The sequence below is a fragment of the Pseudomonas sp. GW821-FHT09E12 genome, assembly GCF_059416085.1.
Genome location: NZ_JBWKOM010000003.1, coordinates 581,391 through 602,589 on the forward strand (window position 1 = coordinate 581,391; position 21,199 = coordinate 602,589).

Annotated in this window: 21 protein-coding genes; 12 read left to right on the forward strand and 9 right to left on the reverse strand. The window is 63.9% G+C overall.

The window, feature by feature from the left end; all coding sequences use genetic code 11:
• Nucleotides 1-218: 218 nt before the first annotated feature.
• Together AC07PQ_RS11225 and AC07PQ_RS11230 are read right to left on the reverse strand one after the other, a co-directional pair.
• Entirely contained in the window at nt 219-2,642 is a 2,424-nt protein-coding gene (locus AC07PQ_RS11225; protein WP_493185506.1) for a penicillin acylase family protein, read from the reverse strand.
• Between the two features lie 184 nt (nt 2,643-2,826).
• Nucleotides 2,827-3,471, reverse strand: coding sequence for a glutathione binding-like protein (locus tag AC07PQ_RS11230; protein ID WP_007923035.1), 645 nt, complete (start codon nt 3,469-3,471; stop codon nt 2,827-2,829).
• Between the two features lie 147 nt (nt 3,472-3,618).
• Between AC07PQ_RS11230 and AC07PQ_RS11235 the strand changes: the two genes are divergently transcribed.
• Complete coding sequence (locus AC07PQ_RS11235; RefSeq protein WP_493185507.1) at nt 3,619-4,179, forward strand: cysteine hydrolase family protein; 561 nt, start codon at nt 3,619-3,621, stop codon at nt 4,177-4,179.
• A gap of 109 nt (nt 4,180-4,288) precedes the next feature.
• Here AC07PQ_RS11235 and AC07PQ_RS11240 read toward each other — a convergent pair whose 3' ends face one another.
• The 4 genes from AC07PQ_RS11240 to AC07PQ_RS11255 form a co-directional block, all read right to left on the reverse strand.
• The gene (locus tag AC07PQ_RS11240) at nt 4,289-4,489 is read right to left on the reverse strand and encodes an SEC-C metal-binding domain-containing protein (RefSeq protein WP_007923047.1); all 201 of its coding nucleotides are present in this window, start codon (nt 4,487-4,489) and stop codon (nt 4,289-4,291) included.
• Nucleotides 4,486-4,980: an LEA/WHy family protein gene (locus AC07PQ_RS11245; protein WP_007923049.1), complete on the reverse strand. Its 495-nt coding sequence runs from the start codon at nt 4,978-4,980 to the stop codon at nt 4,486-4,488. Before AC07PQ_RS11245 ends, AC07PQ_RS11240 begins: the two co-directional genes overlap by 4 nt.
• Nucleotides 4,981-5,052: 72 nt before the next feature.
• Nucleotides 5,053-5,529: a YchJ family protein gene (locus AC07PQ_RS11250; protein WP_007923051.1), complete on the reverse strand. Its 477-nt coding sequence runs from the start codon at nt 5,527-5,529 to the stop codon at nt 5,053-5,055.
• 4 nt (nt 5,530-5,533) lie between these two features.
• The gene (locus AC07PQ_RS11255) at nt 5,534-6,031 is read right to left on the reverse strand and encodes a DUF6231 family protein (RefSeq protein WP_493185508.1); all 498 of its coding nucleotides are present in this window, start codon (nt 6,029-6,031) and stop codon (nt 5,534-5,536) included.
• Between the two features lie 195 nt (nt 6,032-6,226).
• Between AC07PQ_RS11255 and AC07PQ_RS11260 the strand changes: the two genes are divergently transcribed.
• The 4 genes from AC07PQ_RS11260 to AC07PQ_RS11275 all read left to right on the forward strand — a co-directional run bounded on the left by AC07PQ_RS11260 (nt 6,227) and on the right by AC07PQ_RS11275 (nt 8,890).
• Nucleotides 6,227-6,919, forward strand: coding sequence for a PA1041 family peptidoglycan-binding anchor lipoprotein (locus AC07PQ_RS11260; RefSeq protein ID WP_007923054.1), 693 nt, complete (start codon nt 6,227-6,229; stop codon nt 6,917-6,919).
• Between the two features lie 102 nt (nt 6,920-7,021).
• Entirely contained in the window at nt 7,022-7,741 is a 720-nt protein-coding gene (locus tag AC07PQ_RS11265; protein WP_493185561.1) for a PA1041 family peptidoglycan-binding anchor lipoprotein, read from the forward strand.
• Nucleotides 7,742-7,860: 119 nt separating this feature from the next.
• Nucleotides 7,861-8,139 carry a DUF1145 domain-containing protein gene (locus AC07PQ_RS11270; RefSeq protein ID WP_007923058.1) on the forward strand — a complete coding sequence of 93 codons (279 nt, stop codon included), beginning with the start codon at nt 7,861-7,863 and terminating at the stop codon, nt 8,137-8,139.
• Nucleotides 8,132-8,890, forward strand: coding sequence for a collagen-like protein (locus AC07PQ_RS11275; RefSeq protein WP_493185509.1), 759 nt, complete (start codon nt 8,132-8,134; stop codon nt 8,888-8,890). The genes AC07PQ_RS11270 and AC07PQ_RS11275 overlap by 8 nt, the downstream gene beginning before the upstream one ends.
• A gap of 118 nt (nt 8,891-9,008) precedes the next feature.
• Here the strand turns inward: AC07PQ_RS11275 and AC07PQ_RS11280 are convergent, their stop codons facing one another.
• The gene (locus tag AC07PQ_RS11280; protein WP_007923061.1) at nt 9,009-9,473 is read right to left on the reverse strand and encodes a CopD family protein; all 465 of its coding nucleotides are present in this window, start codon (nt 9,471-9,473) and stop codon (nt 9,009-9,011) included.
• Between the two features lie 99 nt (nt 9,474-9,572).
• On the opposite strand from AC07PQ_RS11280, the gene dinG reads away from it, so the two are divergent.
• From dinG to pdxH, 5 genes are all read left to right on the forward strand, one after another.
• A complete protein-coding gene (dinG, locus tag AC07PQ_RS11285; protein WP_007923064.1) occupies nt 9,573-11,717 on the forward strand; it encodes an ATP-dependent DNA helicase DinG in 2,145 nt (714 codons plus the stop codon).
• A gap of 95 nt (nt 11,718-11,812) precedes the next feature.
• Nucleotides 11,813-14,236, forward strand: a complete 2,424-nt coding sequence (locus tag AC07PQ_RS11290; protein WP_493185510.1) for a beta-galactosidase — start codon at nt 11,813-11,815, stop codon at nt 14,234-14,236.
• Between the two features lie 220 nt (nt 14,237-14,456).
• Nucleotides 14,457-15,602, forward strand: a complete 1,146-nt coding sequence (locus tag AC07PQ_RS11295; protein ID WP_009042473.1) for an EstA family serine hydrolase — start codon at nt 14,457-14,459, stop codon at nt 15,600-15,602.
• A 140-nt stretch (nt 15,603-15,742) separates the two neighbouring features.
• Entirely contained in the window at nt 15,743-16,915 is a 1,173-nt protein-coding gene (locus AC07PQ_RS11300; RefSeq protein WP_007923079.1) for an OmpA family protein, read from the forward strand.
• Nucleotides 16,916-16,946: 31 nt separating this feature from the next.
• Nucleotides 16,947-17,594, forward strand: a complete 648-nt coding sequence (gene pdxH / locus AC07PQ_RS11305) for a pyridoxamine 5'-phosphate oxidase (protein ID WP_007923081.1) — start codon at nt 16,947-16,949, stop codon at nt 17,592-17,594.
• Between the two features lie 13 nt (nt 17,595-17,607).
• On the opposite strand, the gene AC07PQ_RS11310 is transcribed toward pdxH, so the two are convergent.
• Nucleotides 17,608-17,844: a hypothetical protein gene (locus AC07PQ_RS11310; protein ID WP_009047374.1), complete on the reverse strand. Its 237-nt coding sequence runs from the start codon at nt 17,842-17,844 to the stop codon at nt 17,608-17,610.
• 173 nt (nt 17,845-18,017) lie between these two features.
• Here AC07PQ_RS11310 and AC07PQ_RS11315 point away from each other — a divergent pair, with 173 nt between their 5' ends.
• Complete coding sequence (locus AC07PQ_RS11315; RefSeq protein ID WP_007923357.1) at nt 18,018-18,482, forward strand: outer membrane lipoprotein; 465 nt, start codon at nt 18,018-18,020, stop codon at nt 18,480-18,482.
• Nucleotides 18,483-18,561: 79 nt separating this feature from the next.
• On the opposite strand, the gene nhaA is transcribed toward AC07PQ_RS11315, so the two are convergent.
• Complete coding sequence (gene nhaA, locus AC07PQ_RS11320) at nt 18,562-19,749, reverse strand: Na+/H+ antiporter NhaA (protein WP_493185511.1); 1,188 nt, start codon at nt 19,747-19,749, stop codon at nt 18,562-18,564.
• 321 nt (nt 19,750-20,070) lie between these two features.
• On the opposite strand from nhaA, the gene AC07PQ_RS11325 reads away from it, so the two are divergent.
• Nucleotides 20,071-21,177 carry a PLP-dependent cysteine synthase family protein gene (locus AC07PQ_RS11325; RefSeq protein WP_493185562.1) on the forward strand — a complete coding sequence of 369 codons (1,107 nt, stop codon included), beginning with the start codon at nt 20,071-20,073 and terminating at the stop codon, nt 21,175-21,177.
• Nucleotides 21,178-21,199: the final 22 nt, after the last annotated feature.

Below are 21,199 nucleotides of genomic sequence, written 5' to 3' on the forward strand. Positions count from 1 at the left end.
CGAACAAGTGTTTTAAAAGGTGGTGCGAGAGCCTGTCGTGGGTTGGCAGCGCCCCAAAAAAGAGCGTGCGCAAGGCCTTGCATCAATAGGGCGCGTGGGAGACTTCGCGCAGGAAAGGGCGCGGCTGCCGAGAGCGTGGCAGGGCCGGATCGGTGAGGGGATTGAAGCGTTACAGGGTGCCAGCCCGCCCCTTGTGCAGAGGGACGGGCTGGCCGGTGTTACTTGCCTGGCGCCAGGGTCAGGCGGGTCTTGCCGTAGAGGCGGTCGAAGTTCTGCGGTTGCAGCGGCAGGCTCAGGTACTGGCCCTTGAGCCAGGCGTCGATGCCGTTCAGGTAGTTCGGGCTGGCCGGGTTGCCGGACTGGCCGCTGCTGTTCATCACGCTCAGCGGTTCGCTCTGGCCGAAATCGACGACCAGCCGTAGTGCCGGAGCCTGGGTCACATTGAAGTCCTGGCCCCAGCGGTACGGCGAACTGTTCAGGGTGCTGTGATCGCCACCGGCCTGCAGCGGCCCGCGAATCACCTGGCCACTGGCGTTCTTCCAGTTGTAGCTGTGCAGCTTGCCCCATTGCCAGGCCCGGCGGTCGCCACCCAGCAGGCTTTCACCGGCGCTGATGGCGGCGGCCAGGTTGCGGGCGAGGATCGCTGGCTTGTCTTCTTTCTGCGGGGTGCGGCTGTCATCCCAGAACGGGCTGTCTTCCTGGCCCAGCAGGTGGTCGGCCTGGGCCGAGTAGGACAGCGCGCCGTTGGCCACCAGGGCTTTCCAGGCGGGGCTGGACTCCGGGCCCAGTTTGTCGAGGAAGATCTGCCGGGCGCTTTCCTGCAGGAACAGCTCATAGATCGCCGCATCGGCCGACACCGGGCTGAGTTTGCCGTCGAACGCCATCAGGCGGCTGTAGGCCTCGCGGGCCTTGCTGCGGTCTGCTTCGGGCAGGGCGTCGATGGCTTTCTTCAGGGGCTGCGCCATGCCGGGGGCTTCGAACATTTTCTTCAGCTTGGCGGCGAAGGTGGTGGTCTGGTCGTACTGCATGGCGATCATGCTGCGCCCGTCGTGCTTGCCGCTGCCGGCCAGCTCGGCCAGGCGTTCGCCACGCTCGGGGTAGTACCAGGAGTTGGACAGTTGCATGCCGTAGCCGTGGGGGATGATCCGCTGGTTGGCGGTGCCCAGCCAGCCTTGTGCCGGGTCCTGGTCATAGGGGTGGAGCATCGGGTCGGCATAACCGTCCCAGTCGTAACGACCTTCCCAGCCCGGCGATGGCAACAGGCCTTCGCCTTCACGGCGATTGGGGAAGCGGCCGGTGACCTGCCAGCCGATATGGCTGGCATCGGCGAACAGCATATTCAGGCCGATGGCGCGGATTTCGCGGCTGGCGTCGGAGGCCCGTTCCACGTTTTGCGCCCGTGTCAGGTCGAAGAACGCATCCAGGCTCTTGTCGTCCGCAAGGTCCGGCTGTTGCAGGGCCAGGCCGTAGCCGGCGTTGAGGTTGCTCGAGCTGTTGAGCAGGGCGCCGTGACGGGTTTCATAGACCGCCTCGCGAATCGGCCGCTGGCCTTTGACGAAGTAGGTTTCGTTGCGCACCACGGCCGGCAGCCATTTGCCGTTGGCTTCGTAATACAGGGCATTGCCCTGGCGCTTGAGTTTCTCCAGGAACAGGTCCTGGTTGTCGCCGGCGACCGAGGTCATGCTCCAGGCCACCTGGCCGTTGAAGCCCTGGACGATCATCGGCAGGCCGGCGATCGAAGCGCCTGCGGCCTGGTACTTGGGCGCGCGGATCTGCACCAGGTTCCACGCCGACGAGTGGCTGTCGGCGGCCAGCAGGCTTCTGCCGCTGCGGCTGCGCTGTGGCGCGATGGCCCAGTTGCTGGCGCCGGCCACGCTCAGCGGGTTGAGTTCGCCGAGCTTGCCGGCGGCGCTGCTGATTTCGCTCAGGCCCGGGACATTCAGGTTGAGACCCTTGAGCTTGTCGCTCTCGGCCAGCGGCAGCGCTTCGTCCGGGTAGCTTGGGGTCAGCCAGGCGAGCTTGTCGGCACCGACTTTCTGCGCCAGCACCAGGGCGTTGATTTCTTCCGGCAGGTTGGCCGACTGGCTGAAGTTCAACAGGCAGAAAATCAGCGCTGAATCTTCCGGCTTCCAGTATTCGGGCTTGTAGCCGGTGGCGGCCAGGTCCGGCGGCAGCTTGTCGCGATAGCGGAACAGGTAGGCGTTGACCCCGCGGGCGTAAACCTCGAAGAAGCGCTTGATCCGCGGGGACGAGGCTTTGTACAGCTCGCCGGCACTGTTCTTCAGGTTGACCGCGCGCATGTAGCGGTCGACGTCCAGTGCATCGGCGCCGGACATCTCGGCCAGCCGGCCCTGGGCCAGCAGGCGCAGGGTCACCATCTGGTTGATCCGGTCGCTGGCGTGCACGTAACCCAGGGCGAACAACGCATCGTGGAAGGTGTTGCTTTCGATCAGCGGCATGCCCATGGCATTGCGCCGCACCGAAACGTTCTGGGCCAGGCCCTTGAGCGGTTGCACGCCGGAGGTCGGCGGCAGGCTGTCCTGGGTGTTCCATGACTGGCAACCGGCCAGGCTGAGAACGCCGGCCACTGCCGCGGCAACGCCGAACCGGGGAAGAAAATGTGAGAGGGCTGGCGAGGCCATGGCAAAGCTCCTGCGGGGGGTAGCGTCAATAAAGGCGCTACGTTAGTGAGCAGGCGAGTGCCGCGCAAGCGGGGGCCGAGAGTATTTCTGCGTTGCCGGATAAATAGCCCGCGCCGCCCGCCCGGTGGCTGCTCGAAACGGAGCAGTCACCGCAGCTGGCGGGCCGGCTATGGACTATCGGGCCTCAGGATTTGGGTGGGTTGATCCGTGCGGCGATGGCGTAGGCGCGCGCGGTCGCCGGGCGATCGAGGATGCGGTTGAACCAGCGGTGCAGGTTGGGGAAGTCTTCAAGGTTCTGGCTTTGCCACTTGTGGGAAACGACCCATGGATAGATCGCCATGTCGGCAATGCTGTATTCGCTGCCAGCGACGAAATCCCGGTCGGCCAGGCGTCGGTCCAGCACCCCGTACAACCGCGCGGTTTCATCGACGTAGCGTTTGATCGCGTAGGGGATTTTCTCCGGGGCGAACTGGCTGAAATGGTGGTTCTGCCCGGCCATCGGCCCCAGGCCGCCCATCTGCCAGAACAGCCACTGCAGGGCTTCCTGGCGGCCACGCAGGTCCTTGGGCAGGAACTGCCCGGTCTTTTCCGCCAGGTACAGCAGAATCGCCCCGGACTCGAACAGCGACAGCGGGGCGCCGCCGTCGGCCGGCTGATGGTCGACGATGGCGGGGATCCGGTTGTTCGGCGCGATCTTCAGGAACTCGGGCTTGAACTGTTCGCCCTGGCCAATGTTGACCGGGTGCACGCTGTAGGGCAGACCGGTTTCCTCGAGGAACAGGGAAATCTTGTGGCCGTTGGGGGTGGTCCAGTAATACAGATCGATCATGGAACTCTCCAGGTAAACGAAGGACATTCTGCTACGGACAGCAAACAGCGGTATTCGGTGGTCCGGTCTACGTTCGACGGCTTGCCTGTCGGAAGAGGTGATGTTGAAGTGCGTGGAATTCAATGACCCAAGGTGAGAAAAGTCAGCATGGAGCTTCAGACCAATGCGGCGCTGATCCTGATCGATCAGCAACAGGGCATCCTGCATCCCCGGCTCGGGCGGCGTAACAACGCCGAGGCCGAGGAACGCATCGCCGAGTTGCTGGCTTACTGGCGCCAGACGGCGCGGCCGTTGATCCATGTGCAGCACCTGTCCCGCAGCGAGCAGTCGGTGTTCTGGCCGGGGCAGTCGGGAGTGGAGTTTCAGCAGCGGTTCATGCCGCTGGGCGCTGAGACGGTGATCCAGAAGCAAGTGCCGGATGCCTTCTGCGCCACGACCCTGGAGGCCGATTTACGCAAGGCCGGGATCGGCCAACTGGTGATCGTCGGCGTGGCGACCCACAACTCGGTGGAGTCGACAGCGCGGACCGCCGGCAACCTGGGGTTCGATACCTGGGTGGTGGAAGACGCCTGCTACACCTTCGACAAGGCCGACTTTTTCGGCCAGGCCCACAGTGCCGAGGAGGTGCATGCCATGTCGCTGGGCAATCTGCATGGCGAGTACGCGACGGTGACCACGACCCAGCAGATCCTTCACTCGCCCTTGTAGAGGAGCGAGCTTGCTCGCGATCAGAACGTCTTGGCACCGCAAGGTCCGAGGCGCCTGCATCGCGAGCAAGCTTCGCTCCTACCGAAGATAAAGGCCGGGCGTTACGCCATCAGGCGCCGTGGCACTTCTTGAATTTCTTGCTGCTGCCACATGGGCAAGGGTCATTGCGGCCGACATCTTTCAAGGCGTTGCGCACCGGCTCCTGGTGAGCGTGGTTGCAATGCGGACCGTGAACATGGCCGTGGTCGTGATCGTGGTGGTCATGATCGTGGTTGCAGTCAGGGCCATGGACATGGGGTTGCTGGGTCATCGAGGTTGCTCCGGAATAAAATCGGCGGGAATTATCTCGCCTTTGCGCGTCAGGTGCACGTCATGGCCGATGAATAATCCGGTTTCCAGCAAACCGTCCAGACGATAGGGGATCGGTTGCTGCGGTTCCTTCAGCCATTTCACCACTTGGCGAATCTGCGGCCACAGGTTGGTGCGCACGGGGACCTGGAAGTAGGCGCTGTGTTTGGGGCCGATGGTGAACCAGTGTTCATGCTCACCCTCCGCCAGCAACACGTCGCCGAGATGAACCCGGTATTCCAGGGCGCGGACGGTCAGGTCGGCATCGTTGGGGTTGTCGACCCGAAAGTGCAGGAGCAGGCGCTGCTCCAGCAAATTCGCCTTGATCACCTCGACCTTGACCAGGTGCACCTGCGGGTCGAGGGTGTCGTCGACGAACCACGAGGCGCAGCCCGAAAGCACCAGCACCGTGAGCAGTCCGAGGGTCCGTAGTGCGCGCAGCTGAACGACCATGGCGTTACTCCGTTTGAACTCCCAGTCTAGCAACCATGGAGCGCACGCGAGGACAGGCTCAGGGGCGGGTATTCAGCTGGTGAAGTAGCCGGCGCAGCACTTCTTGAATTTCTGCCCGCTGGCGCAGGGGCAGGCGTCGTTGCGGCCGGCCTTGAGTTGCACGGTCGGGTCGATGAAATACCAGTGCCCGCTGTTCTGCACGAAGGATGAGCGTTCGCGATGGCTGTGTTCGCCGTGGCTGTCGTGCCAGCGCGCGGTGAAAGTGACGAAGGCGTGTTCCGGTTGGCCGCCGAAGACTTCCGAGCTTTCGACTTCCAGGCCCAGCCAGGTGCTTTGCGCGCTCCAGTCGCCGATGGACTGGCGATCCAGGCCGCCCTGTTGCGCCGGCAGCGTGGTGGCCACCAGATAATCCACCAGGCCCAGCACGTAGGCGCTGTAGCGCGAGCGCATCAGGGCCTCGGCGCAGGGCGCGGGGTGGCCGGCGTGGTAGTGGCCGCAGCAGGCATCCAGCAGGTTGCCGCTGCCGCAGGGACAAATAGAGGTACTCATTGCATTACCACCAGTACTTTCCGAAGTTTTCCGGATTCGCCCAGAACCTGGAATTGAGCCAGTCGGGCACTTGTTTGTATTCAAGCAGATCGTAGGTGAACAGGGTCAGGACCTGTTCGTCGCGCTGGAAACGTTCGCTGGCCTGCAGGGCCAGGGAGAAAAAGTCGGTCTCCTGCCAGCCGCAGGCGTTCAGGTCGGCCAAGACCGCGATGCGGCTGGCGTTGAGGTTGCGGATCCCGCCGAGCAGGTTCAGGCCGTCGCGCTTGGGCAGATGCTCCAGGCAATCGACCGCCAGCGCCAGGTCGAAACGGAGCGCCGCCAGTTCCGCCGGCAAGGGGCCGGGTGCTGTCTGGGCAATGACGGTTTCGGGGTGTGCCTGGCGAAACGCCTCCAGGGCCGGAAATCCGCTGGCACCGATCAGCAGCAGCTGTTGCGGGGCGTAGCGATCGAGCAGGGCGGCCAGGGCCTGCTGGGGCGTGCGCGAAGAAATACCTGCGGTCATCGAAGTTCCTCACTCTTTGAGTGGCAAAGACTAGCCTGCCTGGATCCGCGGGCCTAGAGCCGTTTTGTCTGAAATGACAGCCGATCCTGGGCAAATCCAGGGGCAAAGCCCGCCGGCCTGATGCTGGCGGAGATTTAAAGCCAGGTCTTTACTCCCCCAATCGGTTCCAAGCCGATTCCCTCAGGAGATAACTAGATGAGCATAGTTCGGACAGCATTACCCTTGGTTCTGCTAACCAGTGTGTTGACTGGTTGCGCAGGTTTGCAGAAAACCGATTGGCCGACCTGCGCCGCTGTCGGGGGCGTCGGTGGGGCCGCGTTGGGCGCGATTGAAAGCTCGTCCTGGGCAGGCTACGGCGCCTTGCTGGGGGCTGGTGTCGCGGCCGGTTATTGCTGGGTGCACGGTGATGGCGACGAAGACGGCGATGGCGTGCCGGACAGTCGCGACAAGTGCCCAGGCACGCCTAAAGGCGTGCAGGTGGACGCCAACGGTTGCCCGCCAGAGCCTGTGGCGGTGGTCGAGGAAGCGGTGGTGGTCAAGGAAGAGACCATTGTTATCCGTGATGTGCACTTCGAATTCGATTCGGCCAGGCTGACCGCTGCCGACAAGGCCAAGCTCGACACCATCGCCACGCGCCTGAAGCAGGAAGCGCCAAGTGCGCAACTGCGGGTGACTGGGCACACCGACAGCGTGGGCAGCGATGCCTACAACCAGCGCCTCTCGGAAAAGCGCGCGCGCTCGGTAACCGAGTACCTGATCAGCGCGGGCGTACCCCGCAGCAGTTTCGTTTCGGTCGTCGGTGCCGGCGAAAGCCAACCGGTCGCGGATAACAAGACCGCCGATGGCCGGGCGATGAACCGTCGCACGGAAATCAAAATCAACCGCTGATTGCCCGGCGTGATTGCCTGGCATGGGCGGCTTGTGCAGCCGCCCATGCGGGTCTTTACTCCTGTGTGACCGGTATGGGCCGGTGACACAGGAGCATTCATGATGAGTCTTCTCTCGCGAGCCGCCTTGCCGGTTCTACTGCTCGGCAGCCTGCTCACAGGCTGTGCTACCCACAGCGACGGCACTGCCCCCCTCAACCAGCGTACGTGGCCGGTCTGCAGCCTGCTCGGCGGCCTGGTGGGCGGCGGCCTGGGCGCCATTGAAAGCGGTGGCTGGGCCGCGGGTGGCGCGGCACTCGGCCTGGTGACCGGCGGCTTGATCTGCTACGCCCAGGATGGTGACAAGGACGATGACGGCGTGTTCGACCGCCGTGACCGTTGCCCGGATACCCCGGCCAATACCCCGGTCGACAACCGCGGCTGCCCGCTGCCGCAATACCCGGCCGCACCGGCAGCCGAGCCGGCGGCGCAATCCGAGGTGATCACCCTCAGCGATCAGGGCGATGTGCTGTTTGCCTTCGACTCGGCGCAGCTGACCCCCGAAGCCCAAAACCAGCTGCTGGGGCTGCTGGCCAAGCTGCAGGGCGCTGACGTGCAGAGCATCAAGGTCATCGGTCACACCGACAGCCAGGGGACGGATGAATACAACCAGAAACTCTCCGAACGCCGCGCCAGCAGCGTCGCCGCATTCCTCCTGAGCCAGGGCCTGGCACCGGACAAACTGACCAGCCAGGGCAAGGGCGAGAGCGAGCCGGTCGCCGACAACGCCACCGAAGAAGGGCGGGCGCAGAACCGTCGGGTGGAGCTGCATATTCAGCGTTGATCACCAGGCGCCAGGGCGGCTTGGCAGGCGGCGGCGGGAGAATTTTCGCCGCCCTCTGGCTTATGCCTTGCCGAAGTCGTTACTGTGCGCGCAAAGAAAAACTCGCAAAGGGGGGGCATATGAAGGTGTTTTGGGGGCTGGGCAAGCTGTTGACGCTGCTGTTCTGGTTGCTGGTGCTATTTAATCTGGTCAGCCCGCTGATCAATCCGATTCATCTGTTGCTCAATCTGGCAGGCAGCCTGTTGCTGCTGACTCATCTGATGGAGTTGCTGCTGTTCAACGGCAGCCTCAAAGGCCGTGCCCACCCTTGGCGAGATCGCCTGCAGATTCTCCTGACCGGCATTTTCCACCTGCAAACCTTCAAGGCGGCGAAGCCCGCGGAGGCCGGCCATGCGTAAGCTCTGCCTGCTCGCGGTACTGTGCAGCCCGCAGGTTTTGGCCCAGGTGGTGACAGTCGAGACCCACTCCCTGATGCGCCTGCCCAACACCACCAGCAGCCTGCGACTGGAACGCCTGGAAGTGGCCGACTACGGCACCTTGCTGATTCCGTCCACGGTCACCGAGGTCAAGGTCGGCGAGTTGCGCCTGGGGCGCGAAGCGCGGATCGCTATCGTTCCAGCTGAACAAAGCCTGCAACTGGACGTCGACCATGCCGATCTGGAGGCCGGCAGCCAGATCACCTCTCGCGGGGCTCCGGGGAGCTATGAGAAGGCGGCCAAGCCCGGACGTAACCTGACGCTGCGCATTACCTCGCTGCAGGCCGGGGAGCTTTCGGTGGATGCGCGCGGTGGCACCGGCGCGCCGGGTTATGTCGGCCTCGATGGTGCCAACGGCGAGGAGCCGGGCTGCACCTGGGGTCAGGCCGGGCGTGGCGCCGATGGTGACAACGGCGGTGATGGCCAGCCGGGGGCGGCGGGCGCCCAGGTGCGGGTCGAACTGCCGCGGGATTATCCGGCGGAGCAGATCAAGGTCTTAGTCGATGGTGGGGCCGGCGGTGTGGCCGGTGCGGGCGGCAAACCCGGGGCCGGTGGCAAGTCCAAAGGCTGCTTCGTCTATCGCGCCGACGGTGGCAAGAGCGGCCGTCCTGGTGCCGAAGGCCATGCAGGGCCGGCAGGCCCCGCGGGTTCGGTAACCGTGCAACGCCTGTAGGCGGCCTTCGAACAGGTGCTGCTGACTCTGACGCTATCGCGGGCAAGCCTCGCTCCTACACGATTGTGCTGTCTGTAGGCGCGAGGCTTGCCCGCGATGCTTTTTCCGGTACCCGCTTTTAGAACATCGGCCGGGCCGCCGCCACCGCCACCAGCAACAGGCCGATGATCAGATTGATCCCCACCAATTTCCGAATATTGCCCAAGGTCGTGGCCCCCGTCGGCCAGTCCTCGGCCGCCACCGCCTGACGCAGCGCTGGCAGCTGCAACGACTGGATCCGGATAAACAGCGCGGTCATCACCACATACAGGCCCATCATCACCTGCACATAACGCGGTGCGGTCTCGAAGCCGCTGAAACGCAGGTGGATCAGGCCGACGCCGCTGATCGGCAACAGCACCACCGCGACCCAGACCCAGACGAAAAACCGTGGGAACACTTCTGCCCACAGCTTCAACCGCGCCGGCCCCTCAAGTGCCACCACCGCCGCGGGGCGCAGCACCATCCAGGCGAAAAACATGCCGCCGACCCAGACCAGGGCGGCCAGGACATGCAGGGTGTAGGCAAGGGCAAAGGCTGTCATTCGGGTACTCCGTTCTGCGCGGGATGAATTAGCGGGGTATGATAGCGGCCGATCCGAACCACTGAAAATTTATCCAGCGTTTCTCGCGCCCGAAGAACCATGATCAGCAACGAACTCAAAACCACGATCCAGGGCGCCTACTCGCGTTTTCTCGAAGCCAAGAGCCTGAAACCGCGTTACGGCCAGCGCCTGATGATCGCCGAAGTGGCCAAGGTCCTGGGCGATGTCGACACCGATGACGAAGGCCGGCGCTCCGGCGACCCGGCCGTGGTGGCTGTGGAAGCCGGCACCGGTACCGGCAAGACCGTGGCCTACAGCCTGGCCGCGATCCCGACCGCCAAGGCCGCCGGCAAGCGCCTGGTGATCGCCACCGCCACCGTCGCCCTGCAGGAGCAGATCGTCTACAAGGACCTGCCCGACCTGATGCGCAACAGCGGGCTGAACTTCACCTTCTCCCTGGCCAAGGGCCGTGGCCGCTACATGTGCCTGTCCAAGCTCGACATGCTGTTGCAGGAAGGCCACGCGCAAACCGCCACCGCCCAGCTGTTCGAAGAGGAGGGCTTCAAGATCGAGGTCGACGAGGCCAGTCAGAAGCTGTTCACCAGCATGATCGAGAAGCTCGCCGGCAATAAATGGGACGGTGACCGCGACAGCTGGCCCACCGCCCTGGAGGACTCTGACTGGGCGCGCCTGACCACCGATCACAGCCAGTGCACCAACCGCCATTGCCCGAACTTCGGCCAGTGCGCCTTCTACAAGGCCCGCGAAGGCATGGGCAAGGTCGACGTGATCGTTACCAACCACGACATGGTCCTGGCCGACCTGGCCCTGGGCGGCGGCGCGGTGTTGCCGGACCCGCGCGACACCCTCTATGTGTTCGACGAAGGCCACCACCTGCCGGACAAGGCCATTGGCCACTTCGCCCATTACACTCGCCTGCGCTCCACCGCCGACTGGCTGGAGCAGACCGCCAAGAACCTCACCAAACTGCTGGCCCAGCACCCGTTGCCGGGCGACCTGGGCAAGCTGATCGAACAGGTGCCTGAGCTGGCGCGGGAGATCAAGACCCAGCAGCAGTTCATGTTCACCGCCTGCGAACAACTGGCCGACTTCAAGACCGGCGAAGACATGGAAGGCCGCGAGCGGCCGCGCCATCGTTTTGTCGGCGGGCTGATCCCCGACCATATGCGCGAAATGGGCATCGAGCTGAAAAAAGGCTTCTCGCGCCTGACCGACCTGTTCACCCGCCTGACCGACCTGCTCAAGGAAGGCATGGATGGCGAGGTCAATATCGGCATCGCCAGCAACCAGGCCGAAGAGTGGTACCCGCTGTTCGGCAGCCTGCTGTCCCGCGCTTCGGGCAACTGGGAGCTGTGGACCGCCTTCACCACCGAAGACCCGGAAGACAATCCGCCGATGGCACGCTGGCTGACCCTGGCGGAAAGCGGCTCGCTGTTCGACATCGAGGTCAACGCCAGCCCGATCCTCGCCGCGGAAATGCTCCGTCGCAACCTGTGGAACGTGGCCTATGGCGCGCTCGTGACCTCCGCCACCCTGACTGCCCTGGGCTCCTTCGATCGTTTCCGCATGCGTGCCGGGCTGCCGAAAAAGGCCGTGACGGCGGTGGTGCCCAGCCCGTTCCATCACGCCGACGCCGGGGTGCTGCGCGTCCCCGACCTGCGCGCCGACCCACGGGATGCGCCGGCCCACACCGCGGCGATCATTCGCGACCTGCCGGAGCTGGTGGAAGGCTCGCGGGGCACCCTGGTGCTGTTCTCGTCGCGCAAGCAGATGCAAGACGTGTTCGACGGCCTCGACCGCGACTGGCGCAAGCAGGTGTTCATTCAAGGCAACCTGTCGAAACAGGAAACTTTGAACAAGCACAAGGCGCGGGTCGATGGCGGCGATTCCAGCGTGCTGTTCGGCCTGGCCAGCTTTGCCGAGGGTGTGGACCTGCCCGGCGCTTACTGCGAGCACGTGGTGATCGCCAAGATCCCGTTCTCGGTGCCGGACGATCCGGTGGAGGCCGCGCTGGCCGAGTGGATCGAAGCCAGGGGCGGCAATCCGTTCATGGAGATCTCGGTGCCGGACGCCTCGCTCAAGCTGGTCCAGGCCTGCGGTCGCCTGCTGCGTACCGAACAGGACCGCGGCACCATCACCCTGCTGGACCGGCGCCTGGTCACCCAGCGTTATGGCAAGGCTATTCTCAATGCGTTGCCGCCGTTCCGCCGGGAAATTTCCTGAGCGCGGCCGGCCTGTGGGCCGGTCGCGTTGTCTATTGCATATCCCTCTGATTGCACACAGGCCGCTCATCGGCCGTTAAGGAGCACCAGGTCCCTATGATTCGCCGTTCGTTACCCGCTGTCTTTGCTCTGCTGTTCGCCACGCCGCTGCTCGCCGCGCCCGCGGGGCAACAGACGCTGTTCAACTTTGTCCGGCCTGCCGATGTGGTGCAGGTGGCGACAGTGGATACCAGCCTGCCGCAAGCCAACGCGGAGCAGACAGCCGAGGGCGAAGTGCTGCGCCGGGTGACCTTCAATCCGGCGATTCAACCCAGCCTGCGCCTGACCCCGCAGACCGGTGCCTGGGACTGGTCGCAGTCCGGGGTCATGAGCCTGCGGATCCAGAGCGCGATGAACTGGGCCCTGACCCTGTACGTGAAGATCCAGAGCAATGACGGCAAGACCCTGGTCAGTCGCATCGACCTGCCGGCCGGCCCGGCGCAGACCCTGCTGGTGCCGCTGGTTGCCAGTTCGCCGCTGAGCCAGGGCATGAAGGCCGGTCCGCCGATGCCGATGACCTTCGAAGGCCAGCGCGTACTGCTGGCCAGCAGCAAAGGCGAGCTGGACCGCAGCCAGGTGGTCTCGGTGACCTTGTCCATGGATCAACCGAAAGTCGCCCAGAGCATCCTGCTCGAACGTTTCGGCGTGCAGGACGGCGAGGCGGTGGCCAAGGCGGCCTACGGTGGTCTGGTGGATGCCTATGGCCAGTCGACCCGGGCCAAGTGGCCGGAAAAGATCGCCAGCGACGAGCAGCTCAAGGCCGCCGCGAGCAAGGAACAACAGCAACTGAAAACCTGGCTGGCCGAACGTGAGCGCACCTCCCTGGACACCTTCGGTGGCTGGAGCAACGGACCGGCCTTCAAGGCCAGTGGTTTCTTCCGTACCGAGAAGCGCGATGGCCGCTGGTATCTGGTGACGCCCCAGGGGCATCCGTTCTATTCCCTGGGGGTCAATGCGGTCGCGGCGGACAATAGCCAGACCTACGTTGCCGGTCGTGAGTGGATGTTCGCGACACTGCCCAACATCGGCGAGTCGCTGGCCGGTTATTACGGCGAAGGCGACAACCGCGGCGGCAACGGCGCCGACCAGGGCCGTGCCTACAACGCCGGTCGCTGGTACGACTTCTATGGCGCCAACCTGCAACGCACCTACGGTGTGCCTTGCACCCCGGGCAGCGAAACCAAGGCCGGTGTGGCGGATGCCGCCAAGGCCGACGCCCAGGAGGCACAGGCCGGGCCGGGCACCGAGCCGCCAGCCGCGCCAGCTTGCCCTGCCGCAGCCCTGGACCAGAAACGCTGGGCCAGCCACACCCTGGATCGCCTGCAAGCCTGGGGTTTCAACACCATCGGCAACTGGAGCGCGCCGGCGCTGGGCCTGAACGATCGCGTGCCCTACACCTTGCCGCTGTCGATCGTCGGCGACTATGCAAGCATCAGCACCGGCACCGACTGGTGGGGCGGCATGCCCGATCCGTTCGATCCGCGTTTCGCCATGGCCACCGAGCGCGCCGTGGCCATTGCCGCCCGCGATCACCGCGACGATCCCTGGCTGATCGGCTACTTCGCCGACAACGAACTGGCCTGGGCCGGCCCCGGCGACGACCCCAAGTCGCGTTATGCCCTGGCATACGGCACGTTGCGCATGACCACCGACGTGCCGGCCAAGCGTGCGTTCCTCAAGCAACTGCGCGACAAGTACCGTAACCAGGAGGGCCTGTCGAAGGCCTGGGGCGTCAACTTGACCGCCTGGGAGCTGATGGAAGACCCGGGGTTCGAGCCGCCTTTGCCTAGCCCGGAGCATCCGGAGATCGAAGCCGACTTCAAATACTTCCAGAAGGTCTTTGCCGACACCTACTTCAAGACCATTTCCGATTCGCTGAAGTGGCACGCGCCGAACCACCTGTTGCTGGGTGGACGCTTCGCCATCAGCACCCCCGAGGCTGTGGCGTCCTGCGCCCAGTATTGCGATGTGTTGAGTTTCAACATGTACACCCTCAAACCACAGGACGGTTACGACTTTGCCCGGCTGAACACGCTGGACAAGCCGGTCCTGATCACCGAGTTCAACTTCGGCTCCCGGGATCGCGGCCCATTCTGGGGTGGTGTGACCGAGCTGGTGCGGGAGGAGGATCGCGGCCCGGCCTATACCCAATTCCTCAAGCAGGCGTTGAACGAGCCGTCGATTGTCGGCGTGCACTGGTTCCAGTACCTCGATCAACCGGTCACCGGCCGTCTGCTGGACGGCGAGAACGGCCATTTCGGCCTGGTGGGCATCACCGATGTGCCATTCCAGGGTTTTGTCGACAGCGTGCGCAAGAGCAACCTGCAGGCCCTTGAGCAGTTGGGCAAGGAAGCCGGGAAGGCCAAGGCAGAGGCCGACAAGACCGCTGGTCATGCCGATGGTGGCAAGCCGGGCCATGATGGCAAGGGCGCAGGGCAGGGCGGCGGCCATGCGGGTGGTCATTCGGCGAATGGCCATTGATCGCTGAGCCAGGCCTTTAGGGTACGGCTTCCCTCGCGCGGGCCGGTCCGCCTCTGCAGTCACTCGTAGGGGCTGGCCGGCCCGCGCTGCGTTCAATGTCCGTCGATTTTCTGAACAATTCTTCCGGTGGATCGCCACCGGGCTCGCTTCTGTTCCCAAAACCCTCAAGGGCTGGAACAATGCGCACCACTTTGTAGAGCATGGTCTGGGGGAGTCACGGGTGCAGATTCAGGGTCATTACGAGCTTAAATTCGAGGCGGTGCGCGAAGCCTTCGCGGCACTCTTCGAGGATCCCCAGGAGCGCGGCGCGGCGTTGTGCATTCAGATCGGCGGGGAAACCGTGCTCGACCTCTGGGCCGGCACCGCCGACAAGGACGGCAGCGAGGCCTGGCACAGCGATACCATCGCCAACCTGTTTTCCTGCACCAAGACCTTTACTGCGGTCACCGCCCTGCAACTGGTGGCCGAAGGCAAGTTGCAGCTGGACGCGCCAGTTGCCCGGTATTGGCCTGAGTTCGCCGCGGCCGGCAAGGAAGCGATCACCCTGCGGCAGTTGCTCTGCCATCAGGCCGGGCTGCCGGCCTTGCGTGAGCTGCTGGCGCCGGAGGCGCTCTACGACTGGCAAACCATGGTCGATGCCCTCGCGGCGGAGGCTCCTTGGTGGACACCGGGTGAAGGTCATGGTTATGCGGCCATTACCTACGGCTGGCTGGTGGGTGAGCTGCTGCGTCGGGCTGACGGGCGCGGTCCCGGCGAGTCCATCGTGGCACGGGTCGCTAGGCCGCTGGGGCTGGACTTCCATGTCGGCCTGGCGGACGAGGAGTTTTACCGCGTGGCGCACATCGCCCGGGGCAAGGGCAATGTCGGCGATGCGGCCGCGCAGCGCCTGCTGCAAGTGACCATGCGCGAACCCACGGCCATGACCACCCGGGCGTTCACCAACCCGCCGTCGATCATGACCAGTACCAACAAGCCGGAATGGCGGCGCATGCAACAGCCAGCGGCCAATGGCCATGGCAATGCCCGCAGCCTGGCCGGGTTCTACAGCGGTCTGCTCGATGGCAGCCTGCTGGAAGCGGACATGCTCGAAGAGCTGACGCGCGAACACAGCGTCGGCATGGACAAGACCCTGTTGACCCAGACCCGTTTCGGCCTGGGTTGCATGCTTGACCAGCCGCAGGTGGCCAACGCGACCTTCGGTCTCGGCCCACGCGCCTTCGGCCATCCGGGAGCGGGTGGCTCCATCGGTTTTGCCGATCCTGAGTACGATGTGGCCTTCGGTTTTGTCACCAATACCCTGGGGCCATACGTGCTGATGGATCCAAGAGCGCAGAAGTTGGTGAGGGTTCTGTCGGATTGTCTGTAAAAAAGTTGCTGTCAGGATTTTTTTTGCCTAAACATGAGTAAAGGCATCAGAAAGGAACCCTGTGGCTTTTATACTTTCAAAGCGTCTGTTTGTACGGTTCGTAGAGACCGTAATTTTTGATCTCATTTTGTGGATATCCCATGTCGTCGAACAAGTCTTTAGCCTTGGCTCTTTGCCTCACTGTCACCGGTTGTGCACAAACTCCACAAAATGACGCAGAAGGAGGGCACTGGTGGTCTTTCGGTTCCGATAAGGCCGCCAGCAAGGAAGCGGTGCAACCGGTAGCAAAAGCAGCTGCCAACGAGGTTTCCGCGGCCAAGTCCGCCGCCACATCCACCGCCAAGTCCGCGACCGCTCCTGCAGCGGCCAAGGTCGAAAACGCAACCGCTTCCGCCGCTGCTCCGGCCGCCAAGGCCGAGACCAGCAACTGGTGGTGGCCGTTCCCTTCCAAGGACACGAGCAAAGACGCAGTCAAAGAGCCAGTAGCCGACGCCAAGGCCAAGGCGGACGCCGCGACCGCGACTCCGAAGGTCGCCAAGACCGAGACCGGCAACTGGTGGTGGCCTTTCAATCAGCAGCCCACGTCTCCGACCAAGGCAGATGTTAAAGACATCCCGATGCCGGATCCAAAAATCACTCAGGCCTGGCTGGACGACTACGAGCCGCGCCTGCGTGAAGCCATCAAGGACAGCCGCCTGCAACTGGAGCGTCGCGAGAACACCCTGGTGGTGACCGCCCCGGTCGACGGCTCGTTCAACCCGGATCGCCCGGCCATGTTGCTGCCGGTCACCCTGAGCCCGTTCACCCGCGTGGCCAAGGCCGTGGGTACCGACGCCAAGACTTCCGTGCTGGTACTGGGCCATGCCGACACCACCGGTGCCGCGGCGGCCAACCAGAAGCTGAGCCGTGACCGTGCGCAGTCCGTCGCCGCGATTTTCAGCCTCACTGGCCTGAAGCGCGATCGCCTGATGCTGCGTGGCATGGGTTCGGTGATGCCTCGTGCGGCCAACGACAGCGCCGAAGGGCGTGCGCTGAACCGTCGGGTGGAAATCATCGTCACCCAGCGCAGCACCATGCTGGCCCTGCTGAGCAAGTACAACCAGCCGATTCCATCCGAGGCTGAACTGGTTGCCGTGCAGGATGTTAAACCAGTCGTTCCTGCTGCTTCCTCGAAGAAAGCCGTCGCCGCGAAGAAAGCCGCTCCGGCGAAAAAAGCCCCAGCCAAGAAGCCTGTGGCGAAGAAAGAAACCGCCAAGAAAACCACCACTGCCAAGGCTCCAGCCAAGGCAGCGACCGAACAGGCGAAGAACTGATTCATCAGGCATCGGGCAAAAGGAACCTGCAATGACCCAGGGACTGGCGGACATGCGCCGCGACTACACCCGTGACGGACTGACCGAAGCCCAGGCTCCGGTCGAGCCCTTCACGCTGTTTCACCGGTGGTTCGCGGAGGCGGTGAAAACCGAGCAGCCGCCGGTCGAGGCCAATGCCATGACCCTGGCGACCGTTGACGAAGAGGGGCGCCCCCATTGCCGCATCCTGCTGCTCAAGGGGCTGGATGCGCAGGGGTTCACCTTTTTCACCAACTACGACAGCGCCAAGGGGCAGCAACTGGCCGCACGGCCTTTTGCCGCCATGACCTTCTTCTGGCCGGCCCTGGAGCGTCAGGTGCGTATCGAAGGGCGGGTGGTCAAGGTCACCGCCGAGGAGTCCGATGCCTACTTCCAGGTCCGCCCGCTGGGCAGCCGCCTGGGCGCCTGGGCATCGCCGCAGAGCCAGGTGATCGCCGATCGCCAGGAGCTGGAAGCCTTGCTCAAGAACACCGAGGAGCGCTTCAGCGATACCCAGCCCCATTGCCCCGAGCACTGGGGTGGTTATCGCCTGTTACCGGAGCGCATCGAGTTCTGGCAAGGGCGCGCGAGCCGTTTGCACGATCGCTTGAACTACCGCCTGCAAGGTGCCGACTGGGTGCGTGAGCGCCTGGCCCCCTGAACCAGGAATCAGGTCATTCGCCGGGATAACCGGCCGCGGCGGCTTCTAGCCACTGTGGCAGGTCCCGGCGTTTTACTTTCTGGCGATGAGCATTCGCCAGCTGTTGCAGCATGAAGGATTTCTTCTTCTCGTCCCCGCCGGCCAGCGACAGCGCCAGGTCCCGGTCCATCCAGCGCTTGATCCGTACATACAGCCACCAATGGAAGTACAGACCGGCAACGGTGGTCACGACGATGATGAAGTAATCCATGGAAAATCCTTTGGCCGGTGGCGCAACTCGGGAAATAAGCGCTACCGTGTGAAGAGTTTTTATATACAAGCAGTCTGTACTGCTGCTGAATGGAACACATTTTATCCGGGCGACGCCGTGACAGGCGTCAAGCTGCGGAGTTTAATGATTATCTGTCCTTTGGAGTTGATCCTATGCGTAAGTCTGTTTTGCTGGTTGCTTCCTTTTCCACGATGGCCATGTTGCTCACCGGTTGCCAATCCAATCTGTCCGGTGACTCTTACTCCCGTGACGAGGCGCGTCGCGTACAGACCGTTCGCATGGGCACCATCGAATCCCTGCGCCCGGTGAAAATCGAAGGCACCAAGACCCCGATCGGTGGCCTCGCTGGCGCAGCGGTCGGCGGCGTTGGCGGCAGCGCCATCGGCGGTGGCAAAGGCAGCATCGTGGCGGCGGTCATCGGTGCGGTGGCGGGCGGCCTGATCGGTTCCGCCACCGAGGAAGGCCTGACCCGTACCCAGGGCGTGGAAATCACCGTGCGTGAAGACGACGGCAGCATGCGTGCCTATGTACAACAAGTTGAGCAAAACGAAGTGTTCCGCGTTGGCGAGCGCGTACGCATCATGAGCGTCAACGGCACCAGCCGTGTTGCGCACTAAGCGTTAACCGCGACAAAACAAAACCCCGGCCAGGCAACTGGTCGGGGTTTTGTGTTTTCAGCCCTGGCAACGCCGGCGGTTATGCCGGCAGTTGTGGGCTCTTGCGGCTGGCCGCGGCCGTCACCGCGTAGCCGATCAGGGCGGCGAAGAGCGAGCCGGTGAGGATGCCCATGCGGTCCATGCCGGCGTATTCGCTGCTGCCGGGCACAAAGGCCAGGGAACCCACGAACAGGCTCATGGTGAAGCCGATTCCGCAGAGGATCGCCACGCCCAGCACCTGGCCCCAGTTGGCGCCGCCGGGAAGGGCGGCCAGCCCCATCTTCACCGCCAGCCAGGTCAGGCCGAACACGCCGACGGTCTTGCCCAGCAGCAGGCCGATGGCGATGCCCATGGGCACATAGTGGGTGAAGTTTTCCACGGTGATGCCCTGCAGCGACAGGCCGGCATTGGCGAAGGCGAACAGCGGCAGGATGCCGTAGGCGACCCACGGATGCAGCGCATGTTCCAGGCTCAGCAGCGGCGAAGGCTCGGCATTGCGAGTGCGCAGCGGGATGCAGAACGCCAGAGTCACGCCGGCCAGGGTCGCGTGGACGCCACTCTTGAGCACGCAGACCCAGAGGATCAGGCCGATGATCATGTACGGCCCGAGCTTGACCACCCCCAGGCGGTTCATCGCCACCAGCGCCACCAGGCAGGCAGCCGCGAGTATCAGCGACAGGGTCGACAGGGCGCCGGAGTAGAAAATCGCGATGACGATGATGGCCCCCAGGTCATCGATGATCGCCAGCGTCATCAGGAACAGCTTCAGCGACACCGGAACCCGCTTGCCCAGCAGGGCCAGCACGCCGAGGGCGAAGGCGATGTCGGTGGCCATGGGGATCGCCCAGCCGCTGAGCGCCGGCGGGTTGTCCTTGTTGAGGAACCAGTAGATCAGCGCCGGCACCACCATGCCGCCGATGGCGGCGGCGCCCGGCAGGACGATCTGCGAAGGCTTGGACAGGTGGCCGTCGAGGAGCTCGCGCTTGACCTCCAGGCCGATCAGCAGGAAGAACATGGCCATCAGGCCGTCGTTGATCCACAGCAGCAAGGGCTTGGCGATTTTCAGGGCGCCGATCTGGGCGACCACGGGAGTGTCCAGCAGGCCGTTGTACAGCCAGGACAGTGGTGAGTTGTTGATGATCAGGGCAAGCACGGCAGCGGCAATCAATAACAGACCGCTGGCAGCTTCCAACTGAAAGAAACGTGTGAAAGTGCTACGCAGAGGCAAGGTCGCTCTCCATCAGAAAACTAAAAAGGTGGCACACCCTAACCCGTACTGTTAGTTGTTAAAACAAAAGTTATATTCTTTTTTGTTATATGCAGCGCGGCAGCGGCCTGCTGGAAAACCAGCCTAGCAGTTGTGTTTCCAATTGATTCAAAACTGTACCTGTGAGAGACCGGGGATGTTTCCTAACATGTCCGGCCCCAGCCCGACGGGCCGGGGACTTTTGCCTGTTGCAGCGCCCGATTTTCCTTGTGCCTGGATCGCCTATGCTGGGTGCACTTCATCTTTCTGCGTCCTGTGTGGCGTTCGAGCCAACGAGAAAACATCATGAGTGACAACCGTCAGTGGGCCCGCGAGGCCATCCGGATCATCGAAGCCGACTTCCAGCGCAGCGCCGACACCCACCTGATCCCCTTGCCCCTGCCGGGCCTGCCGGGCCTGCCGGGCATCGAGCTGTATTTCAAGGACGAGTCCAGCCATCCCACCGGCAGCCTCAAGCATCGCCTGGCGCGTTCGTTGTTCCTCTATGCGCTGTGTAACGGCTGGCTCAAGCCCGGGGCGCCGGTGATCGAGGCGTCCAGTGGTTCGACGGCGATTTCCGAGGCCTATTTCGCGCGCCTGCTGGGCTTGCCGTTCATTGCGGTGATGCCGGCCACCACGTCCCAGGAAAAGATCGCGCAGATCGCCTTCTACGGCGGCAAGAGCCACCTGGTGCAGGACCCGACGCAGATCTACGCCGAGTCGGAGCGCCTGGCCCGGGAGGGCGGCGGGCATTTCATGGACCAGTTCACCTACGCCGAGCGCGCCACCGACTGGCGGGCGAACAACAACATCGCCGAGTCGATCTTCCAGCAGCTGCGCTTCGAGCGTTACCCGGAGCCCAAATGGCTGATCTCCAGCCCGGGCACCGGCGGCACCACCGCCACCCTGGGGCGTTATGTGCGGTATCGCCAGCATTGCACCCGGGTGCTGTGCGCCGACGCCGAGCGTTCGGTGTTCTTCGATTACTACCAGAGCGGTGATGCCAGCCTGCGCCTGGATTGCGGTTCGCGCATCGAAGGGATCGGCCGGCCACGGGTCGAGGCGTCGTTCCTGCCCAAGGTGATCGATGCGATGGTCAAGGTGCCGGATGCCCTGTCGCTGGCGGCCATGCATTACCTGGCGCAGCGCCTGGGGCGGCGGGTGGGCGGTTCCAGCGGTACCAACCTGATCGGCGCGCTGATGGCGGCGCAGCAGATGAAACAGGCCGGGGAGAGTGGCTCGATCGTCGCCATCCTGTGTGACGGTGGCGAGCGTTATGCGACCACCTATTACGATCAGGACTGGCTGGCCGCTCAGGGCTACGAATTGAGTGAGTTGATCGAGAGCGTGGCGGCGAGTGTGGAACGTGGCGAGGCGTTGCCGGCCAGCGTATTGCGCGCCGGTATCTGAGGCTGCAAGCCCGCTCCTTGGG